The following is a 19,626-nucleotide window of genomic DNA, read 5'->3' as shown; positions in this document are numbered from 1 at the left end:
TCAGATCCCGTCGAGGTAGCGGAAGGCGCCGGGGCGGCGGATGTCGAGGCCGCCGAGGCGGAAGGCGCCCGGCACCTCGAAGCGCCAGGGGCCGGTCTGCCAGGCGGGGAAGAACCGGAACGGCATCGGCAGCCACAGCTTCAGGACCGAGGGGTCGCGCCGGTAGGCGACCATCCGGGCCGAGCCGCCGGCTCCCGCGGTTTCGAGCGCGCGCACGCCGATCACGGTCAGGTCCTGGCCGGTTTCGAGGGTGTAGATGTTGTGGCGCCGGATCCAGTCGAGGATGGTGATCGGGCTTAAGGAATCGATGCGGCGCAGCCCGATGCCGAGCATCTGCTCGTAGGGGAGCAGCAGGGTGTCGGCCATCTCGACGGTCGATGAGGCGGTGAACAGGCCGGTGAGCTCGGTATTGACGTCGGCGAGGATCTGCTCGGCGGTCTTGCGGGCCCAGGCGGGGCTGCCGCCCTCGCCCGTCGCCGCGGCGGTGCCGGTGGTCACGGCCGGGTGGTTGAGGAGGCCCGAGAAGCCCTTGGCGGGGTCGCCGAACAGGGCGACCTGATCGATGAACTCCTCGGAGGCGAGCCGCGCGGCCTCGGCCTTGTCGGTGCCGAGATTCATGCCCATGAGCTGGGCCTTGCCGAGTTCTTCCAGGTCGTAGCCGTAGCCGATGCCCGCCATGGCGACGGCGGTCTCGTGCTGGCGGCGCAGCACCTCGGCCTTGGGCACGTCGTCGGCGGCGCCGTGCAGCCAGGTCGCCTGCCCGACCCGGTCGGAAGAGAAATAGGTGACGGTGGGCACCCATTCGGGCGCGGCAGTGTCGACCGGGATGAGCCGCGGATAGCGGATCGCCGGGTATTCGATGCGGTAGATTGTGGGCTCGATGAAGGCCTGCTGGCTCACCAGGAAGGCGAGCGCGCGGGGCGCGTCGGTGACGAGGCGGTCGGTCATGAGGCGATCCTTCAGTTCAGGCGCAGGCGCGCGAGCCCGCCGGCTCCGGCCGAGGAGTCGAAGAGCGCGTTCGGGACGGGGACGTTGCCGGTGCCTTGAGCCGTGAAGGCGCCGGCGGGGGTGAGGAAGGCGGGAGCGCCGGCTGCGACCGCCCCCGAGACCACGACCCAGACGGTGCCCTTGATCATCACCGGGGCGGTGTCGTGCTGGGCGAAGAGGTCGCCGCCGTTGTGCGGGGAGAGGTTGCGGTCGGCGAGGGTGACGCCGCGAAAGACGCTGCCCGTCGCGACGATGCCCTCGTCGCGGGTGCCCTGGAAGGCGGGCTTGCCGAAGCCGATCCCGCCTGCGGTCTCGACGATGCGGCTGACCGTGAGGCTCGGCTCCTCGAAGGCGACCATGCCTTCGTAGGCGGCGGCCGGGCGGCCGGAATAGGTGGTCTGGACGGGCATCAGCGGGCTCCTTGGTGTCTCCAGGCGGTGCGGAGGTTCTCGACCATGGCGGCGTGGGCCGCCTCGGGCGTGAGGGTGTCGGCGGCGGGGCGGCCCAGGGCCGTCCGCAGCGGATCGGGGGCGGGAGCGGCGGCGAGCGCCCGGAAGGCGCCCTCGATCTCGGCCTCGCCCATGCGGGATGCGGCCTCGCCGAGGGCGCGGGAGACCGCCGCGCGGCGGATCGCGGCGGCGTCGAGGCCAGTTGGATCGAAGGCGTCGCCGAGGAGCCGGCGGGCGGCGGCGACGAGGTCGGTGCGGGCGGCGGCGAGGCCGTCGAGGGCGCCGGGCTGCCGCAGGGCCGCGATCTCGCGCTCCCGCTCGGCCAGCGCCGCCGTGAGGCGGGTGGTCTCGGCCTCGGTTTGAAGCGCCCGGGCGACCGCGTCGGCGAGTTGGCGGCGCAGGTCGGCCTCGTCGCCGATGCGGCAGGCCGGCCCGGCGCGGCCGTGCTCCACGATGGCCACATGATCGACGATCACCCGGGTCTGGCGGGCATCGTAGGGAGCGCCGTCCGGGGCGGTGCCGGGGGTCCAGTCGAGATCGCAGGTATAGCCGACCGAGATCTCGCGCCGCCCGGCCTGCACGGCGGCGATGGCCTCGGCATCGGCCAGCAGCAGGGGAATGCGGACGAACTCACCGTCGCGCAGCACCTCGCCGCCGACATGGCCGCGGGCGACGCCGCGCCAGGTGCGGGGCGTGACGGCCTCGGGCGGGTGGCCGAGGGTGACGGGCTTGTGGCCGAAGCTCGCGAGCGATTCCGTCCGGAAGATTTCTTCGGGGTCGCGATAGACCCGGATGGTTCCGCGATCCGGTCGTTCCAGCTCGGCGCCCTGGTAGAGCTGGATATTGCCGGCACGGGCGGCGCGGGCCTGCACCACCAGGGCGCCGCTGCGCAAGGGCCGCGTGTCGGCGATCTCGGCCGGGGGGCCGAGGCTGAGCGTATCGAAGATCTGCATGGGTGGTTCTCTCGGGTGGAGTGAGGCGGTTTCGAAGTTCAGCCCCACGTGAAAACCGGGATGACAGCCTCAATGGCCGGAGACTTATCGCGGCTTCATCTTGGGTCGCATCCGCACAACCAGGGTTGCTCAGCCGACCGTGCTGGCAGCCTCGACATTCCTCATGCTGAGGTGCAGCCGCAGGCTGCCTCGAAGCACCCCGGACCGCTCGTCCCAAACTCCGGGTGGCCGGGATCACCGGTCAGGCGTGCTTCGAGGCAGCCTGCGCGATCTGCGATCGCCTGTACCTCAGCATGAGGAGCGGGGCGGCTCCCTCCTGTCTGGGTTAGGAGGCGGCCATGGCGCCGCATGGCTCACGGAGATCGGTTTCGGCTACGGGCGCCCACGCCGATAGGCGGCCTCGATGCCGGGGAAGAGATCGGCGTTGACGAGCCAGCCCTCGACGCCGGCTGCGAGGACATCACGGGGGGTGAGATTCTCGCGGGCGAGGAGGGCCGCGGTCTCGGCGCGCAGGCGGCCGATCTCGGCCTTGTCGCGCTCGGAGGTCTGGAGGAGCGGGCGCCACGCGTACCAGATTTCGGGAGCCGGGCGGCCGAGGGCGTGGCGCAGGAGGAGCGCGTCGAGGCGGGCGAGCGCGGGGGTGAGCTCGACGGCTTGGCGCGCGGCGATATGGTCGTAGTAGTTGCGCAGGTCGGCGTCGCCGGTGGCGTCAAGGCCGGCCGGCGACTGGCCGAGGAGGCGCGTCACCGGGATGTCGGCGGCGCCCGCCGCCGTCTGGAGGAACAGGCGGGCGACCTCGGGGAGCCCGGAGAAGTCGAGCTGCTTCTGCTGGTAGCGCTCGCCCTCCGGCGAGCGGCCGTCGCCCTCCAGGAGCAGCATTCCGAACATCGACTTCATGGAGGCGGCGTAGCCGAAGCGCTCGGTGAGGCGGCGGGTGCCCTCCTCGGTGGCGAGCGCCTGGGAGAGGCCCGGGACCGAGATCACGTCCTGCTTGGCCTCGGGCAGCATGGCGGCGATGTGGGCGGCGGCGGAGGTCGCCTGATCGATCGCCTCCAGGAGCGCCTGCAGCACGCTGTCGCCGAAGGCGTCGCCGCCCGCCTCCTCCGGAACGGGCGCGCCGACGAGGCGGATCACGCGCGAGGGATGCACGGTCTGGCCCCCCGCCACCGCGTAGGCGGCGGGCTCGCCGAACCAGGGCGAGAGCGGGTCGCGCTCGATCGCGCCGGCCCGGATCGCGTCGCGGCCGAGCGCGTGGAGGTAGCGCAGGCCCCCCGGCCCGATCGTCTCGGGCAGGAGCGGCGCGGCGGGGTCGGGCGCGCCGTCGCCGATCAGGATCGCGGCCCCGCCGTGGAGGCGCGCGAGGCGCAAAGCCCGCAGCAGCACCTCGCGCAGGCGCAGGCGCGTCTCGGCGGCCTCAATGGAGGCGACCTCGGCGGGGGCCGCCTGCCACTGGCGCCATTCCCGCAGCATGTCGAAGGGCACGACGTCCACGATCTTGCGGGCGAGCCAGTTGTCCCGGTAGGCGGCGTCGAGTTCGGCCCTCCCGCGGGGCACGTGGACGTGGAGGGCGCCCGCGCCCTTGTCCCGCGGCCCGCCGAGGCCGGTGAGGAGGTTGGCGAGGCGATCGGCGAGCCACATCAGAGAACTCCCAGCATGCCGTAGCGCGGTTCCCTCAGGGTCAGGAAGGCGCGCGAGAGGGCGTCGACCTGGTCCAGGAAGGCGCCGTTCGGGAAGGAGGCGATCTCGTCGAGGAAGGCCTCGTTCCAGGGGCCTTCGAGGAGGTGGAGGTTGCCCGCCTCCCCTTGCGCCGAGACCGGGGCGGCGCGGGTGAGCTTGTCGCCGCTCTCCGGGGTGGCGCGGGCGTCGTAGCCGGCGAGGCGCCGGATCAGGTCCTCGGCCTGGGCCTTGCCGGCCTGTCCCGGATCCTGCGGCAGGGCGATGCGGCAATCCGGCCCGTCTTCGGCCGCGGTGGCGAGGATGAGGCGCACCACCCCGCCGGGCGAGAGCCGGTCGCGGCGGACATCCGCCACGTAGAAGTGGCCGTCGGGCGCGCGGGCGAGTTTTACGCCCGCCGTGTAGGCGGGGGCGCGGCCGGGGCGCGGCAGGCTCGCGGCGAGGTCCCAGGCCCGCACCATGCGGCAGCCGGCGGGGAGCGCCCGCACCACGTCGAACCAGTGGCGCTTGAACAGCCCGCCCTCGCGGGGGGCCGGGCGCTGCTGGAACTGGCCGGCGCTGGCATAGGCGCCCATCACGGCCTTGTCGCGCTCGACCACCTCGCGCGGGAAGCGCTCCGGAAAAAGGAGTTCGCCCTCCTGCAGCCGAGGATCGGCAAAGCCGATGCCCGTGATGCAGCGGCGCGCGGGCTCGAACTCCATCGGCAGGCAGAGATGCTCGTAGCCGAGCCCCTTGGCCAGGATGGTTCCCGACAGGTCGCGTTCGTGCAGGCGCTGCATGATGACCACGATGGCGGAGCGGGCGGGATCGTTGAGGCGAGTCGGCACGGCTTCGAGGAACCAGCGGTTCACGGTTTCGCGGATGCGCTCGGAATTGGCGTCCTCGGCCGAGAGCGGGTCGTCGAGGATGACCCGGTCGCCGCGGGCCCCCGTGATGGCGCCCGCCGCCAGGGCCTCGCGGAACCCCGCGGCTTTGGTCTCGAAACGCTGCTTGCGGTTCTGGTCGCGCATGAGGCTCACGCGGTCGCCCCAGAGGGCGCGGTACCACTCGGAGGTGATCAGGCGGCGGGTGCGCAGGTTGTCGCGGATGGCGAGGGCCTGCCGGTGCGAGACCGCGAGCGTGCGCAGGTCCGGCCGGTTCTTCGGCCCCCATTCCCAGGCCGGCCAGAACACGCCGACGCAGAGGCTCTTGGAGAGGCCAGGCGGCACGTTGATGAGGAGCCTCGTGATCTGCCCGGCGGTGATCGCCTCCAGATGCGCCGCGATGGCGTCGATGTGCCAGCCATGGACGTAAGCGGTGCCGGGCTCGACCGCGGGCCAGGCCCGGCGCAGGAAGCCTGCGAGGCTCTCCTCGCTCTCGACCCGGTCAAGGGCCCGCAGCAGGGCCGGCGGATCGGCCAGAAACGATCTCGGCGATGCGGCGGAGCTGCGTGCGCTCCTCGGGCGCAAGGAGCGCGAGGGCGGCGTCGAGGTCGAGGTCCGGCGTGTCGTCGTCACCCGTGTTGTCCTTGAGGCCCCAGGCCTCGCGTTCGAGGGCGATCCAGAGGCGGGCCGCCTGGGCGAGGTCGCGCAGGGCCGCGATGCGTTTGGCGAGGGTGGCGGCGCGCGTGTGGGCGGCGAGCCGTCCGGTCTCGTCGTCCGCCCCGGCCGCGAGCGCGTCGATCCGGGCGGAGGCGGCCAGCACCTCCTCCAGGAGGCGCTGCGTCAGGATCTGGCCCTGCTCGATGACGACGCGGTGCGCCGCGACCACCCGGGCGCGAGCGGGCGCCGGGTCGGCAGCGGCCGCGACGAATTCGCCGCGCACCCATCCCTCCCGCCGCGCCCGCGCCAGCACGGCGCCGTGGCCGATGCCGAAGCGCCGCCCGATCGCGCGGGCGGAGGCGCCGCCCTCCCGCCACGCGGCCTCGATCGCCGTCCAGTCGATGGATTGCCGTGCCATGCCGTGTCTTTGGGGTTGTCTTGGGGGGTGTCGTCTTGCCGAGGTCTTGGGATCCCGCGCGCAGGCACGAGCCTCCCTTCGCCTCGGTGATGCCGTGGGCCGGGTCCAGGGACACATCCCCTCGGCAGCGGGTCAGTCCCGCCGGCGGGGCAGTCGAGCGGCCACTTCCGAAGCGGCAGGCCGCAGACCTGGATTACCTGCGCTCTTGATACGCGATCCCGTTTTGTTCGTCAAATGTTCTTTTTGGCCGGGCAGGGATGGCGGTCAGACGTTCGGGCCGTCGAGGCGTGGCGTCCAGTCCTCGACCGCTCCGCGCCCCAGCCAGAGCCCGCCAGGAGGACGGCCGTGCGGCGAGGCTGCGACGGATCGGGCCTTCGCCGTGCTCGTCATCGTGGCGGGTCGAGGCGCGCGGCGCTCAGCGCCGCTCGATCTGATCCTCGTCGAGATCGACCGGGGTGGCGCGGCCGAACATCTCGACGGCGACCCGGTAGCGGCGCCGATGCGGATCGACGGCCTCGACGATGCCGGGAAGGCGGGCGAGCGGGCCCTCCGTCACCCGGACCGCATCGCCGAGGGCGAAGAGCAGGGCCGCAACCGCCTCGGCCTCGCCCTCCCCCGTGTGGCCCGTGAGCGCATCCGCGAAGGCCTGGAGCATGGCGGGCGGGATGACGACGGCGCGCCCTTCGCGAAACAGCACCTGCTCGACGCCCGGATGGGCCTCGACGCGGCGCAGCTCGGCATCGTCGCGCACGCCCACGAAGATCAGGCGGCGCAGGAGCGGCTCGCGCACGATGCGGCGCCGGCCGTTCGGCTCCACGCGCTCGACCTCCTCGCGCGCCTCGAAGGTGGCGAGGCCCGCCTCGGCGAGATCCCGGGCGGCACGGGCGGACCAGCGCGGACGGGTGCGGGCCACCAGCCAGACCCGGTCCGGCGCCACGAGGATGCGCGGGGGACGGGAGCGCCGACGGCGGCGCCGGATCGCCTCCGGGCGCGATGCGGGCGGGCGGTCATGGGCCAGCGCCTCCCGGCGGCGGCGGGCGATGCGACGGAGCTTGGTCGATGGGCTGGTCACGGTCGCCTCGCCGCAGGAAGCGGGGCCGGACGGGACGCGCAGCGCAGGCCCTCGGGGCTGCGCCTCACGGGGGCGGCGGGCCGTCCCGATCGTCCTGCGGCCTCTCGGCCGCGCTCCGTTCCAGATCCCGGATCGCCCGGTCGATCCGCCGCCTCACGATGAGGAACAGGACCACGCCGGCGGCCAGGGTCCAGAGCACGATCAGGGCGGCCTTCATGCCAGCTCCCTAGCGGCGAAAAGCCGTCAGCGGAAGCCCGCGGCCGCTTCCGTCCGGCCGCCTCGCGGCCGTGATGGATCGATGACGACGAGCTGTGGCCCGGTCGGGGCGACGCACGCACCAGGGCGCGCGCCGCGGATCGGCGGCGGATCATGGGGCGACTCCTGCCGTAGAGGAAGAAAGGGCGGCGCGCATGATGCGGCCGGCCGCTTGCACACCCGATAGCTACATGATGTAATGACCATGATCAACACGCTAGGTAGCGATTTCTCCGTCAAGGTTGTGGAAACCATGCGCGAGGGCCGGATCCGGATCGATCAGGGCGAGAGGCTGCGGCTCGCCCGCCTTGCGGCGGGTTACCGCTCCGCGCGCGACGCGGCTTTGCGCAACGGCTGGCCGGAGAGCACCTACCGGGCGCACGAGGCCGGCACCCGCACGATGGGCCAGGACGACGCGGAGCGCTATGCCGAGCGGTTCCGCCGGGACGGGGTGCAGGTGACGGCCAAGGGCCTGCTGTTCGGCGACGACGAGGCGGCGGAGCCCCCGGGCGACGGCGCCCAGGTGGTGGGCGTGCGGGGGGTGATCAGCGCCGGCGGGCTCATCGCCACCGGCGACGAGCAGCCGGACCCGAGCGGCAACCTGTTCGAGGTCACGGTGCCCTTCGCCCTGCCCCCCGGCACGATCGCGTTCCGGGTCGCGGGTGGCTCGATGCACCCGAAATACGAGCCCGACGACATCGTCCTGTGCGCTCAGGCCGGGGAGAGTCCCGAGCGGCTGGTCGGCTGCTACGCGGCGGTGGCCACCGCGGACGGCAACCGGTTCCTGAAGAAGATCCTGCGCGGCTCGCGGCGGGGCACCTACCACCTGGAGAGCCACAACGCCCCGCTGATGCCGGACCGCCGGCTGGTCTGGGCCTCCGGCATCATCAGCACGGTCCACGCGCAGCACTGGCGGCGGTTCACCGGCTCGCGCTGAGAGGGTGCCTCACCCTTCCCCGTCGAGGGCATAGACCGCATCGCCGAGCCGCCGGAGGGCGGTCCCTCCCTGCGCGCGCTTCCACAGGCGGGTGTTGAGGGCCGCGACCGGATCGTGCCCCGGCAGGGTCAGCCCGCGGGCGGCGACCGCCTCCCAGATCTCGGCCGCATGCATCGGCCTCCCGGCGGCCGCCATCACCTCGAAGGCGGCCTCGATCACCCGCCGGCCCGCCGACCGACCGTCGGCCGGCGCCGGGCCGGCGGGCGCCGGAGGTTCTGCCTGCGGCCGGGGTTCCGGCTGCGTCGGCCCGACGGGCGATGGGGGCGCGGGCGCCGCGGCCGTCAGCCGGCGTCCGAGTTCGAGATAGAGCTCGTGCTCGGCAATGGCACGGTCGAGCGCCGCGCGCTGGCGGCGCAGCTCCTCCAGCCGCGCCTCCGCCTCCGCTTCCGACAGGAACATGGCTCTGCCCAAGGAATATTCCGATTCCGCGCCGCGCGCCTCGTGCATGCGGCAAGGGAATATCGCAGAACGGCCCTCTATTCCGCAAGTCCGGTCCGCGCTCCCATGACTCGGAAAAGGAATATTCCCTTTGCCCCGCCAACGCGCGGCTCAGCCCGGCAGCGTCATGTGCCCGTTCCCGTCGAGCGGGGCCGTGGGATTGAAGGCCAGTTCCCAGAGATAGCCGTCGGGATCGGCGAAATAGCCGGAATAGCCGCCCCAGAACACCTTCTGCGGCGGCTTCACGGCCCGCGCGCCCTTCGACAGGGCGAAGGCATAGGCCGCATCCACCTCCGCCTCGCTGGCGAGGTTGTGCGCGAGCGTCATGCCGGGAAAGGCATCCGGTGCGCGGCCCGCATCCTCGACGCCGGCATCCTCGGCGAGCGACGCGCGCGAGAACAGCGCCAGCACGATGCCCTTGAGCCCGATGAAGGTGATCGCCGGGTTGGAGGCCGCCGAGCGCGTCCAGCCGAGCGACTCGTAGAAGGCGGTGGAGCGCGCCACGTCGGCGACGCCGAGGGTGATCAGGGAGATGCGTGGATCGAACATGCCGGATCCCGGATGTGAAACGAGGCCGGAAGGTTCTCCGTCGTGTCCTGACGGTCCGCAAGCTTTTCCGGCCCCGCCTGTCCGCGCGAGGCGCCCGGAGGAGTGTCTCTTCCTCAGCCGGCGGCCTTCTTCCGGGCGGGCTTGGGCGGCACCAGAAGCATGCCCGGATCGGCGGGCAGGAGCTGCATGCCGGCCTCGTCGAGACTGATCGGCAGCTTCGGAAACACCTCGCACAGATGGGCCACGTCGGCCTTGAAGGCCTGCCGGAAGCTGCGCAGCGAGCCGTTATCCGCCCCGAACTGCTTGTGGAGGTTGTCCCAGGACAGGCGCAGGGGCCGCTGCAGGGCGCGCAGGCGGTAGCCGACCCAGAACAGGAGGTCGAGCTTGCGGGCCGAGCCCGAGAAGGCCCGGGCGGCCCGGATGTCCACCGGCAGGGCGTGCTTGATCAGGTTCTCGTAGAAATCCTGGTGGAACTGCACGGTCTTCGACCAGGCGACGCCGCCCTGGCCTTCCACCCGCCAGAGGTCGAGCTTGCGGAAGGGCGGCATGGTGAGGGTCGAGGAGCGCGACTGCCCGTCCCAGAGGCCGATCTGGAGCGTGCAGGCGGCGAGCCGGTTGAGCTGCTCCTTGAACTGCCGGATGGTGCCGCGCTCGCCGCCCGTGACGGCGAAGCCCATCTCGCGCATGAAGCCCGAGAGGCTATCGGCGACCTCGATCGTGGGGCTGCGCTGGCGCACGGCCTCGGTGCAGAGGTGCAGCAGCACGAGGCGGGCCTTGGGGCCGTAGGGCAGGCCCTGCAGCTCCATCTGGCCGGTGGCCGGGTTCTTGATGCGCCCGGCCAGGATGCTGAGGGTGTTGCGGCCGTATTCCCGGAAGAATTCCCGCGTCTCGCCGGGATCGCGGTAGGGCAGCCCGCACAGGGCCAGCACGGAATGGATGTGCTGGATGTTCTCGGGGCTGACGGGCTCGGTCTCGATCACGGCCCGCACGGCGTCGCGGCGGCGCTGGTCGCGGCCCATGCCGGCGCGGGCCTCAGCCGTGCGGGCGGCCTCCTCCCGCGCGGCGTCGCGCTGCGCCTGCCGGTGGGCGATGGTCTCGACGATGACCGCGAACAGGAAGCTGCCCCGCGCGGCTTCGAGCTCCGCCCGGAGGTCCTCGTCGTGGATCGCCGCGATCTTGGCCTCGATGCCCATGGATTGTCGACAGCACCCTCGCGGCCGCGCCGCATCGGTCCAATCCGTCATGACCGATTCCGCTCCCGGGAATCCCGGTCCGGCGGAGGGTTATCCCAAGATTCCCGCGAGTCATCCCCATGATCCTTCGGGGCTCCGCGAGCCGAGGCCCGGCTTCGGAGCGCCGGACGGGCCTGTGGGCCGCCGTGTGGACCCCCTGGGGACGATGCCCGGGAGGAGCCTGGGGACGGGCCCCGGGACATCCCCTGCCCTCGCGGTCGAGGAACTCGGGACGAGCCGTGCACGACCGGGGGGTGGGCGCAGAGTTCGATACGCCCGGATCCGGCCTGCGCGAGCCCACGCAGAGTCGGATACGCCCCGGGGTTTGAAAACCTGTGGGATTCCGAAGCGTTTGGCCGGGCTCGCCCGCCGAATCCGATGCGGATCCACGCAGAATCCGATGCGGCCGGTCGCAAAATCCACGCAGAGTCCCATACGCATCCACGCAGAGTTCGATGCGGATCCGCGCAGAGTGGGATGCGCGGATACGGCCCAACCCCCTGTCAGATCAGCGGAATCACCCTCTCCATATAATCCACAGAACTGACTCTCTAAAGATCCATAGCCCGATAGGGCTTCGTATAGGCCCGATGGCAGGTTCGTTTTGACGAACAAGGGTATGCAGGTGAGGAATGGGGATCGTGTCGAAACGCCCCCTGCCCCGCTTCAACGACGTATGGAATAGAATAGAATATTCCCAAGCCCGGAATCACGCCCTGCGGAGGCGGCTTCCTTCCTCTCTCGGGCGCAGCGCTCTAAGAGCGAGGGGCGTCGCGCGCTGGCGACGCATCAGCCCGTGAGCGCCCGCATGAGCAGCACCCCGATCGAGCGGCTTCTCGCCATCATGGCGCGCCTGCGCGACCCGGAGACCGGCTGTCCGTGGGACCTGAAGCAGGATTTCGCCTCGATCGTGCCCTACACGATCGAGGAAGCCTACGAGGTGGCGGACGCGGTGGACCGCCGCGACCTCGACGACCTCCGGGACGAACTGGGCGACCTGCTGTTCCAGGTGGTGTTCCAGGCGCGGCTCGCCGAGGAGGCCGGCGCCTTCGGCTTCGACGACGTGGCGAGCGCCATCGCCGACAAGATGGTGCGCCGCCATCCCCATATCTTCGGCGAGACCCGCGACCTCGATCCGGATGCGGTCAAGGCGCAATGGGCCGCGATCAAGGCGCAGGAGCAAGCCCGGAAGGGCGCCGCGAACGGTACGCTCGCGGGGGTGCCGCTCGCCCTGCCGGCCCTGACCCGGGCGGAAAAAATCTCCACCAAGGCCGCCACGGTCGGCTTCGACTGGCCGGATGCCGCGCAGGTGGTCGCCAAGGTGCGCGAGGAGACCGAGGAGGTGGCCGATGCCCTCGCGGCCGGCGACGCGGAGGCGGTGGCCGAAGAAATCGGCGACCTCCTGTTCTCGGTCGCCAACCTCGCCCGCCACGCCCGCGTGGATCCCGAGGAGGCGCTGCGACGGGCGAACGAGAAATTCCGGCGCCGCTTCGAGGCAATGGAGGCGCGGGTCGCGGCGATGGGGCTCAGCCTCCCCGAGGCGGGCCTCGCCACGATGGAAGAGGCTTGGGCGGCGGTGAAGCGGGAGGAGTGACGGCTCCGAGCCCCTCCCCGATCGGGGTGGCTCTAGACCGCCACCACCGTCAGGGTGGCGCCGTCGAGGCCGGTGATCCGCACGCGGGCGCCGGCCGGGAGATCCGGACCGGTGACGCGCCAGACCGAATCACCGACGCGGATGCGCCCGATCCCGCCCTCGATGGCCGTGTCGAGGACCACGATCCGGCCGACGAGATCGGACCCGCGGCGGTTGAGGGCGTCGGGGCGTGCCCGCGACAGGCGGTGGCCCACGAGCACCGCCACCCCCGACAGGGCCGCGAAGAGGAGCACCTGCGCCTGCCAGGGCGGCCCGACCGCCCCGACGAGGAAGCCGGTGAGGAGCGCCCCGAGCCCGAGCCAGACCAGAAAAACGCCCGGCAGGGCGAGTTCGCCCGCCATCAGCACGAGCCCGAACAGAATCCAGCCCCAGGCCGGTCCAATCGCCGCGAGGAGATTCGCGAGCATCCTCGCTCAGCTCCGCGGCGGAATGCCGGCGGCGGGCGGGCGGCCGGAGCGGCCCGGCGCGCTCCCCTCGCCGAACACGCCCCGGACGATCTCCGCGATGCCCCCGAGCGTGCCGGTCAGCGCCGCCGCCTCGATCGGCACCACGACGACGCGCTGATTCGGCGCGGTGGCGAGCGCGCGCACCGCCTCGACATATTTCTCGGCGACGAGGAAGTTCGCGGCCGCGAGGTCGCCGCGCGCGATGGCCTCGCTGATCACCGCGGTCGCCCGCGCCTCCGCTTCCGCCTGCCGCTCGCGGGCCTCGGCATCCCGGAAGGCGGCCTCGCGCCGCCCCTCCGCCTCCAGGATCACCGAGGCCTTGCGCCCTTCGGCCCGCAGGATCTCGGCCTGGCGCTGCCCTTCCGCCTCCAGCACGGAGGCGCGCTTCTCGCGCTCCGCCTTCATCTGCCGGGCCATGGCGCCCGCGAGATCGGCGGGCGGCAGGATGTCCTTGATCTCGATGCGCGTGACCTTGACGCCCCAGGGCGAGGCGGCGGCGTCCATCACGCGCAGCAGCTTTTCGTTGATCTCGTCCCGGTGGGACAAGAGCTGGTCGAGGTCCATCGAGCCGACGACGGTGCGGATGTTGGTCATCGTCAGCGTGAGTAGCGCGAGTTCGAGATTCGAGACCTCGTAGGAGGCGCGGGCCGGGTCGAGCACCTGGTAGAAGGCGACCGCGTCGATGCGCACGCCGGCATTGTCGCGGGTGAAGGCCTCCTGGCTCGGCACGTCGAGCACCTGCTCCATGACGTTCACGCGCCGCCCGATCCGCTCGACATAGGGCACGATGAGCCCGAGCCCGGCCGAGAGCGTGCGCTGGTAGCGCCCGAACCGCTCCACCGTGAAGACGAAGCCCTGCGGCACGATCCGCACGCCGAGCGCGATGGTCAGCACCACGAGAAGCGCGAGCCCGATGACCGCAACGTCGAACCCGGTGACCGGCCCCATGGAACATCCCCCTCCCTGTCCTGCCCAGCTTAGAGCATGTGTGTGACGGAGTGGACACCGGTTCGCTGCAGAAAATGCGGTGGAATCAAAAGTCTAGAGCACGATCCGGTGCGACCGGAACGGATCCTTCCCCAACGCTGAACGGCTTGGCCGGGAACGGCGTGGCCGGCCCGGTCCCGCGAAGGATTGAGGGCGGGCCACCTTGCGCCGCAGCAGAGCCGCGGGCCATGGTCCCGCTGGTCGCATCAGGAGGCGACCGCAACCGGAGGGATCCATGAGGTACGCCAAGATCGCCGCGCTGGCGGCCGGGATCGGGCTGCTGCTCAGTGCCGGGAGCCTCGCGCAGGCGCAGGACGCCTCGACGCCCGAGCAGATCGTCGATGCCATGAACACGCTCTGGGGCAAGCATCCCGGCAAGCGGGCGAACCACGCCAAGGGCGTGGTGGTGGAGGGCTCCTTCACGCCGACCAGGGAGGCCGCGACCCTGAGCACGGCCTCGGTCTTCCGCGGGCCGGCGGTGCCCGTGAAGGTCCGCTTCTCGGATGCGACCGGGATCCCGACCATTCCGGATGGCAACGCCAACGCCAAGCCGCACGGGATGGCGATGAAGTTCACCCTGGCCGATGGTGGCGAGATGGACGTGGTGGTGAACTCGCTGAAGTTCTTCCCCGTCGCGACGCCGGAGGAGTTCCGCGACCTCCTGCGCGCCGCCGCGGCGAGCGGCCCCGACGCGCCCCATCCGACCCCGACGGAACAATTCGTCGCGACCCACCCGACGGTTCCGAAGGCGGGCGCGGCGGTGGGAACGCCGTCGAGCCTCGCGCGGCAGGTCTACAACGGCGTCAACGCCTTCGTGTTCGTGGATGCGGCCGGCAAGCGGACGCCGTTCCGCTACCGCTTCGTGCCGGTAGCCGGCACCGACTACCTGGACGCGGCCGAGGCGGCCAAGCGCGACCCGAACTTCCTGATGGACGAGTTGCCGGCCCGGCTCGCCAAGGAGCCGGTGGCTTTCCGCGTGCTCGCGCAGATCGCCGCGGAGGGTGATTCCACCAAGGATGCGACGCAGCCCTGGCCCGAGGATCGGCGCCTGGCCGAGATCGGCACCCTGACCCTGACCAAGGCCGTGCCCGACAGCGCGGAGGCCGAGAAGGCGCTGCTGTTCTTGCCGAACGCCCTGCCCGACGGCATTGAGGTCTCCGACGACCCGCTCATCGACGCGCGGGTTCAGTCCTACGCGATTTCGTTCAGCCGCCGCTCGCAATAGCCGGAAGGGTGGCCGGGACCGGGAGCCGGCGCGAGGCCGGCCCCGCGCCGGCTCCCGCAAGTGCCCGCGATCTTGACGGTTGATTCCGGCGACAGTAAGCCGGAATCGGATAGTAACGAATTTCGGGTTGCAATGCTTTTCGCTCTTCATTTGCAAGAGAACTCGAATATTTCGATCTGGATCGCGCCGGACGACCAGCGGTTGATTCCGCGGGTCCGGATTGTTGCCGATAAGAGTACGGTGATTGAGCTGACCGCCAGCGTCTACTGGCAGGCCGTGAAGGATGTCGGTTGGCACACCACCGGACAATGCGGCTTCGACATCGGCGCAGTGGCGGTTCCGGGTTACTCCGCCGACAGCGACATCGACATCCGGGACTACGAAACGAATTTCCTGCTGTACCGGCGCTCGAAGAGCCTGAACAATATCGCCGCGCGTCTCGTCTATCTCGATTACAAGATCACTCAGAACGACCCTCTCAAGGAAACATTGATTTCACAATTTCAGATTTCTCATACAAATTTGAGGAATATAGACAATAACGCACTTCGATGTATGTTTGGTAATACGGATATAAAATCATCATTTGCGTATGGGGAGTTGGAGTATGAGAAATTCATCGATGTCCTGGATGGGGATCGGTTCATCCGGGCGGTCCTGATCTGCGATCCGTTCATCGAGCTGGCCACGCGGATCCTGTGGCTGCGCAGCCGTGCCGAGCTGGCGCTCAACCCGGCTCAGGCCTGGCGGATCGAGCACATCGCCGCGCCATGCGCCTTCGCCACGGATCTCGACTTCGGCAATCCCGTGCTGCTGAAGCGGGCCTTCTCCGGCATCGACGAGGAGAGCGCCGATTTCCTCTCCAATCCCATCACCCGGTGCCTCGGCTACAACCCCAAGCACGGGAAGCTCGGCCCCACGCATTGGCACGCCGCGGTGCAGAACATCTCCCGCTTCGAGGTGGTCGGCCATGCCGAATACTACGACAGCTTCGCCGCGACGCTGTTCGACCGGCTCGGGATCGAGAGGCCGCTGCCGGAGAGGAGGGCCGAGCCGAAGCGCGTCCTCGAACTGGCCGATCTACTGCGGCGGATGAAGGAGGTGGATCCGCTCATCGAGATGGATCTCGAGCTCAACGAGCGCGTGCTGTCGGTGATCCGCAAGCACTGGAGTCCCGGGGCGTGAGGCGGATTCGCCGGAGGCCCGGGGGCCTCTGCCCTCTCCCGGCTCAGCGCCGGATCGCATCCCCGCCGGTGCGCAGCCGCCGCGCGGTGCCGAAGCGGTTGAGGAGGCGCGGCTCCTTCTCGGGAGCGATTCGGACCACGAGGTGGAGCTGGCCGCCCGCATCCTCCCGGCGGTCGAGGACCTCGGCATTCTCATAGAGCCAGTGGAGGCCCGCTCCCTCCGTCGGTTCGAGGACGAGGGCGAAGCTCGCCCGGCTTTCGGCGATCCGCGCCTCGATGCGGGCGAGCAGGCGGTCGGTCCCCTCCCCGGTGAGGGCCGAGATCAGCACGGGCTTCGCCCCCGCCTGACGGCTGAGGTTGAGCAGGCGCTCGCGCTCGGGCGCGTCGAGGAGATCGGCCTTGTTCCAGACCTCGATGATCCGGTCCGTCTCCGGAGCGATGCCGAGTTCGGCCAGGACGGCCTGCACGTCCTGGCCTTGGGCTTGCGTGTCCTCGTGCGCCATGTCGCGCACATGCAGCAGGAAGTCGGCCTCGATCACGTCCTCGAGCGTCGCCCGGAAGGCGGCGATCAGCATGGTCGGCAGGTCGGAGATGAAGCCAACCGTGTCGGATAGGATCGCGGTTTCGCCGTGCGGCAGCTTGATCGCCCGGGCGGTCGGGTCGAGGGTGGCGAACAGCAAGTCTTCCGCGCGCACCTCGGCGGCGGTGAGGCGGTTGAACAGGGTCGACTTGCCCGCATTGGTGTAGCCGACCAGGGCCACGACCGGATAGGGCACCCGGCGCCGGCTCTGACGGTGCAGGCCGCGGGTGCGGGTGACGGTCTCGAGCTCCCGCTCGATCCGGGTCATCCGCTCCTGGATGAGGCGCCGGTCGGCCTCGATCTGGGTCTCGCCGGGACCGCCGAGAAAGCCGAAGCCGCCGCGCTGGCGCTCCAGGTGGGTCCAGGAGCGCACGAGGCGGCTCCTCTGATAGGCGAGATGCGCGTGCTCCACCTGCAGGGCGCCCTCGCGGGTCGAGGCGCGCCGCCCGAAGATCTCCAGGATCAGCCCGGTCCGGTCGATGACCTTGACGCCCCAGGCCTTCTCGAGGTTGCGCTGCTGCACGGGCGAGAGGGCGCAATCCATGACCACGAGGCGCACCGATTCGGCGGCGATCCGCCCGGCGATCTCCTCGACGCGCCCCTTGCCCAGATAGGTCGAGGGGCGGATCGCCTGGACCGGGAGCATGAGATGGTCGACCACGTCGAGATCGATGGCGGCCGCGAGCCCCACCGCCTCGTCGAGACGCGCCTCGGGGGGGCGCCCGGCCCCCGGGCGCGCAGCCTCGGCCCCGCGGCGGGCCGGATAGGGGCCGACCACGAGGGTGCGGGTCTCGGCGGCGATCGTGCCTTCCGGCTCCGCCATCCGCTGCAGCCGGGCCTCGCCCGGCAGCCGGGCGTCGCCCGGAATCCGTGGTTCCATGAAAGCCGATCTCACCAGCATCGTGCGACGGAGCGACAGGCCGATCCGTCACCGCCGGGGCGGCGTCCCGGGAGCTTCCTCCCGTCGCGCCGCGACGGCGATCGATGACAGATTGGAGGCCGCCCGGCCGCAATCAAGCGGCCGGACCTCCGATTCGCCGGATGCGGTGGTGGCTCAGCCCTTCTCGGCGCCCTCTTCACCCTGCTCGAAGAGCTGCACCGGGTGTCCGGGCATGATCGTCGAGATCGCGTGCTTGTACACCAGCTGGGAATGTCCATCCCGGCGCAGCAGCACGCAGAAATTGTCGAACCAGGTCACCACCCCCTGCAGCTTGACCCCGTTCACCAGGAAGATCGTGAGAGGAATCTTGTTCTTGCGGACGTGATTGAGAAAAGTGTCCTGCAGATTTTGCGCGCGCTCGCCCGCCATTCTTCTTGTCCTTGTGAACCCGCTGCCGGCCCCGGATGGCGGGTCGCTCCGTTGATTTTTGCGGGCCGCGCCGCGCGCGACCCCGGACCTGCACCCTATTACACGGTGAAGCCCGGTTCCGCGCAAGAGGCGTCCGGCCGCGCCGCAGCGATCCGACCGGTCAGTCCCGCTCGGATCGCTGCGCCGTGGCCCGGAAAGTCCTAGCAAGATTGCGGCCCGCCTGCATTCCCAAATGCAGGCGGGCGGCGGCCGTCAGGCGCCGATGCCGAGCGACTTGAGCTTCCGGTGCAGGGCGGAGCGCTCCATGCCGATGAACTCGGCGGTGCGGGAGATGTTGCCGGAGAAGCGGGCGATCTGGGCGATGAGGTATTCGCGCTCGAAGATCTCCCGGGCCTCGCGCAGGGCGAGGCTCATCAGCTTCTCGCCGCCCGCCCCGCTCGGCGTGGTGGGCACGAGGGCGCCGACCTCGCTCGGCAGCATCTCGGTGGTGACCTCGGTCTCGGGATCCCCCTGCGTCAGGATCATCAGGCGCTCGACGTTGTTGCGCAGCTGCCGGACGTTGCCGGGCCAGTCGTGCGACTGCAGCACCGCCATGGCGTCGGGGGCGATCCGGCGCTGGGGCAGGCCCGTCGCCGTCGAGATCTGGTCCATGAAGAAGCCGATCAGCTCCGGCACGTCCTCGCGGCGCTCGGCCAGCGGCGGCACCCGGATCGGCACCACGCTGAGGCGGTGGAAGAGATCCTCGCGGAAGCGGCCCGCCGCGATCTCCTCGGCGAGGTCGCGCGAGGAGGAGGAGATGATCCGCACATCGACATGCACGCGGGTCGTGCCGCCGACCCGCTGGAAGTTCTGGTCGACGAGGACCCGCAGGATGCGGTTCTGGGTCTCGCGGGGCATGTCCGCGACCTCGTCGATATAGAGCGTGCCGCCATGCGCCTCCTCGAGGGCGCCGACCCGACGGGGGCGCCCGTCCGCGGCCTCGACCCCGAACAGCTCCGCCTCCATGGTCTCGGGCGTGATCGTGGCGGCGTTGATCACCACGAAGGGCCCGTTCGCGCGCGCGGAAGCGGCATGGAGCGTGCGGGCCGAGAGTTCCTTGCCCGAGCCCGGGGCGCCCGAGATCATCACCCGGGCATTGGTGGGCGCGACCCGCTCGATGGTCTGGCGCAGCTGGTTGACGGCGACCGAGCCGCCGACGATGCGGCTCGCCTGCCCCGAGCGGGCCTTGAGGTCGCGCACCTCGCGCTTGAGGCGCGAGGCTTCGAGCGCCCGCTCGGCCACCAGGATCAGCCGGTCGGCCTTGAACGGCTTCTCGATGAAGTCGTAGGCCCCCGCCTTGATGGCCGAGACCGCGGTCTCGATGTTGCCGTGGCCGGAGATCATCACCACGGGCAGGTCCGGGGCCTGGGCCTTGACGATGTCGAGCACCTGCAGCCCGTCGAGCCGGGAGCCCTGCAGCCAGATGTCCAGGAAGACGAGATGCGGCCGGCGCTGCTCGATCGCGGCGAGCGCCTCGTCGGAGGACCCGGCCGTGCGGGTGCGGTGGCCCTCGTCCTCGAGGATGCCAGCCACGAGGTCGCGGATGTCGGCCTCGTCATCGACGATCAGGATGTCGGCGCTCATCGCTCACGGCCTCCCCGCGCGGCGGGTGTCCGGCCCTCCGGCCGCACCCTGGTGTATCGTCTGCTTGGCTTGTC

Annotated in this window: 20 protein-coding genes; 4 read left to right on the top strand and 16 right to left on the bottom strand. The window is 70.9% G+C overall.

The genetic code is table 11. From position 1 onward, the window contains the following. The 8 genes from MNOD_RS30960 to MNOD_RS48380 all read right to left on the bottom strand — a co-directional run bounded on the left by MNOD_RS30960 (nucleotide 1) and on the right by MNOD_RS48380 (nucleotide 7,290). The gene (locus MNOD_RS30960; RefSeq protein ID WP_015932903.1) at nucleotides 1-948 is read right to left on the bottom strand and encodes a DUF2184 domain-containing protein; all 948 of its coding nucleotides are present in this window, start codon (nucleotides 946-948) and stop codon (nucleotides 1-3) included. 11 nt (nucleotides 949-959) lie between these two features. After that, on the bottom strand, nucleotides 960-1,397 hold the full coding sequence (locus tag MNOD_RS30955; RefSeq protein WP_015932902.1) for a structural cement protein Gp24: 438 nt from the start codon (nucleotides 1,395-1,397) through the stop codon (nucleotides 960-962). Beyond that, a complete protein-coding gene (locus tag MNOD_RS30950) occupies nucleotides 1,397-2,389 on the bottom strand; it encodes a DUF2213 domain-containing protein (RefSeq protein ID WP_015932901.1) in 993 nt (330 codons plus the stop codon). Before MNOD_RS30950 ends, MNOD_RS30955 begins: the two co-directional genes overlap by 1 nt. Nucleotides 2,390-2,761: 372 nt before the next feature. After that, nucleotides 2,762-4,027, bottom strand: a complete 1,266-nt coding sequence (locus MNOD_RS30945) for a DUF1073 domain-containing protein (protein ID WP_015932900.1) — start codon at nucleotides 4,025-4,027, stop codon at nucleotides 2,762-2,764. Beyond that, a complete protein-coding gene (gene terL / locus MNOD_RS30940) occupies nucleotides 4,027-5,394 on the bottom strand; it encodes a phage terminase large subunit (protein ID WP_043752574.1) in 1,368 nt (455 codons plus the stop codon). Before terL ends, MNOD_RS30945 begins: the two co-directional genes overlap by 1 nt. A gap of 34 nt (nucleotides 5,395-5,428) precedes the next feature. Next, nucleotides 5,429-6,001, bottom strand: coding sequence for a hypothetical protein (locus tag MNOD_RS30935; protein ID WP_015932898.1), 573 nt, complete (start codon nucleotides 5,999-6,001; stop codon nucleotides 5,429-5,431). Nucleotides 6,002-6,416: 415 nt separating this feature from the next. Continuing rightward, nucleotides 6,417-7,073 carry a transcription termination/antitermination protein NusG gene (gene nusG / locus MNOD_RS30930; RefSeq protein ID WP_015932897.1) on the bottom strand — a complete coding sequence of 219 codons (657 nt, stop codon included), beginning with the start codon at nucleotides 7,071-7,073 and terminating at the stop codon, nucleotides 6,417-6,419. A 64-nt stretch (nucleotides 7,074-7,137) separates the two neighbouring features. Further along, nucleotides 7,138-7,290, bottom strand: a complete 153-nt coding sequence (locus tag MNOD_RS48380) for a hypothetical protein (protein ID WP_015932896.1) — start codon at nucleotides 7,288-7,290, stop codon at nucleotides 7,138-7,140. A gap of 243 nt (nucleotides 7,291-7,533) precedes the next feature. On the opposite strand from MNOD_RS48380, the gene MNOD_RS30925 reads away from it, so the two are divergent. Beyond that, a complete protein-coding gene (locus MNOD_RS30925) occupies nucleotides 7,534-8,265 on the top strand; it encodes a LexA family transcriptional regulator (RefSeq protein WP_244424595.1) in 732 nt (243 codons plus the stop codon). Between the two features lie 9 nt (nucleotides 8,266-8,274). Here MNOD_RS30925 and MNOD_RS30920 read toward each other — a convergent pair whose 3' ends face one another. The 3 genes from MNOD_RS30920 to MNOD_RS30910 form a co-directional block, all read right to left on the bottom strand. Further along, nucleotides 8,275-8,724 (bottom strand): winged helix-turn-helix domain-containing protein, encoded by a 450-nt coding sequence (locus tag MNOD_RS30920; RefSeq protein WP_043752567.1) that lies wholly within the window; start codon nucleotides 8,722-8,724, stop codon nucleotides 8,275-8,277. Nucleotides 8,725-8,874: 150 nt separating this feature from the next. After that, a complete protein-coding gene (locus MNOD_RS30915) occupies nucleotides 8,875-9,312 on the bottom strand; it encodes a VOC family protein (RefSeq protein ID WP_015932893.1) in 438 nt (145 codons plus the stop codon). 113 nt (nucleotides 9,313-9,425) lie between these two features. Next, nucleotides 9,426-10,505 carry a replication protein RepA gene (locus MNOD_RS30910; RefSeq protein ID WP_015932892.1) on the bottom strand — a complete coding sequence of 360 codons (1,080 nt, stop codon included), beginning with the start codon at nucleotides 10,503-10,505 and terminating at the stop codon, nucleotides 9,426-9,428. A gap of 847 nt (nucleotides 10,506-11,352) precedes the next feature. Between MNOD_RS30910 and mazG the strand changes: the two genes are divergently transcribed. Beyond that, the gene (mazG, locus tag MNOD_RS30905; protein ID WP_015932891.1) at nucleotides 11,353-12,138 is read left to right on the top strand and encodes a nucleoside triphosphate pyrophosphohydrolase; all 786 of its coding nucleotides are present in this window, start codon (nucleotides 11,353-11,355) and stop codon (nucleotides 12,136-12,138) included. 32 nt (nucleotides 12,139-12,170) lie between these two features. On the opposite strand, the gene MNOD_RS30900 is transcribed toward mazG, so the two are convergent. Then, nucleotides 12,171-12,605, bottom strand: coding sequence for an NfeD family protein (locus MNOD_RS30900; RefSeq protein ID WP_015932890.1), 435 nt, complete (start codon nucleotides 12,603-12,605; stop codon nucleotides 12,171-12,173). Between the two features lie 6 nt (nucleotides 12,606-12,611). Continuing rightward, nucleotides 12,612-13,592 (bottom strand): SPFH domain-containing protein, encoded by a 981-nt coding sequence (locus tag MNOD_RS30895; RefSeq protein WP_015932889.1) that lies wholly within the window; start codon nucleotides 13,590-13,592, stop codon nucleotides 12,612-12,614. Nucleotides 13,593-13,866: 274 nt separating this feature from the next. On the opposite strand from MNOD_RS30895, the gene MNOD_RS30890 reads away from it, so the two are divergent. Together MNOD_RS30890 and MNOD_RS47295 are read left to right on the top strand one after the other, a co-directional pair. Beyond that, on the top strand, nucleotides 13,867-14,856 hold the full coding sequence (locus MNOD_RS30890) for a catalase family peroxidase (protein ID WP_015932888.1): 990 nt from the start codon (nucleotides 13,867-13,869) through the stop codon (nucleotides 14,854-14,856). A gap of 60 nt (nucleotides 14,857-14,916) precedes the next feature. After that, entirely contained in the window at nucleotides 14,917-16,041 is a 1,125-nt protein-coding gene (locus MNOD_RS47295) for a hypothetical protein (RefSeq protein WP_157091598.1), read from the top strand. A gap of 43 nt (nucleotides 16,042-16,084) precedes the next feature. Here MNOD_RS47295 and hflX read toward each other — a convergent pair whose 3' ends face one another. The 3 genes from hflX to ntrX all read right to left on the bottom strand — a co-directional run bounded on the left by hflX (nucleotide 16,085) and on the right by ntrX (nucleotide 19,552). Next, nucleotides 16,085-17,500, bottom strand: coding sequence for a GTPase HflX (hflX, locus tag MNOD_RS30880; protein WP_015932886.1), 1,416 nt, complete (start codon nucleotides 17,498-17,500; stop codon nucleotides 16,085-16,087). Nucleotides 17,501-17,674: 174 nt separating this feature from the next. Further along, nucleotides 17,675-17,929, bottom strand: a complete 255-nt coding sequence (hfq, locus tag MNOD_RS30875) for an RNA chaperone Hfq (protein WP_012335600.1) — start codon at nucleotides 17,927-17,929, stop codon at nucleotides 17,675-17,677. Between the two features lie 252 nt (nucleotides 17,930-18,181). After that, complete coding sequence (gene ntrX / locus MNOD_RS30870; protein WP_015932885.1) at nucleotides 18,182-19,552, bottom strand: nitrogen assimilation response regulator NtrX; 1,371 nt, start codon at nucleotides 19,550-19,552, stop codon at nucleotides 18,182-18,184. Nucleotides 19,553-19,626: the final 74 nt, after the last annotated feature.

It is taken from the genome of Methylobacterium nodulans ORS 2060 (genome assembly GCF_000022085.1).
Taxonomy (GTDB): Bacteria; Pseudomonadota; Alphaproteobacteria; order Rhizobiales; family Beijerinckiaceae; genus Methylobacterium; species Methylobacterium nodulans.
The sequence above is the reverse complement of the archived record's forward strand: the minus strand, read 5'-3'. Positions and strand labels throughout refer to the sequence as shown.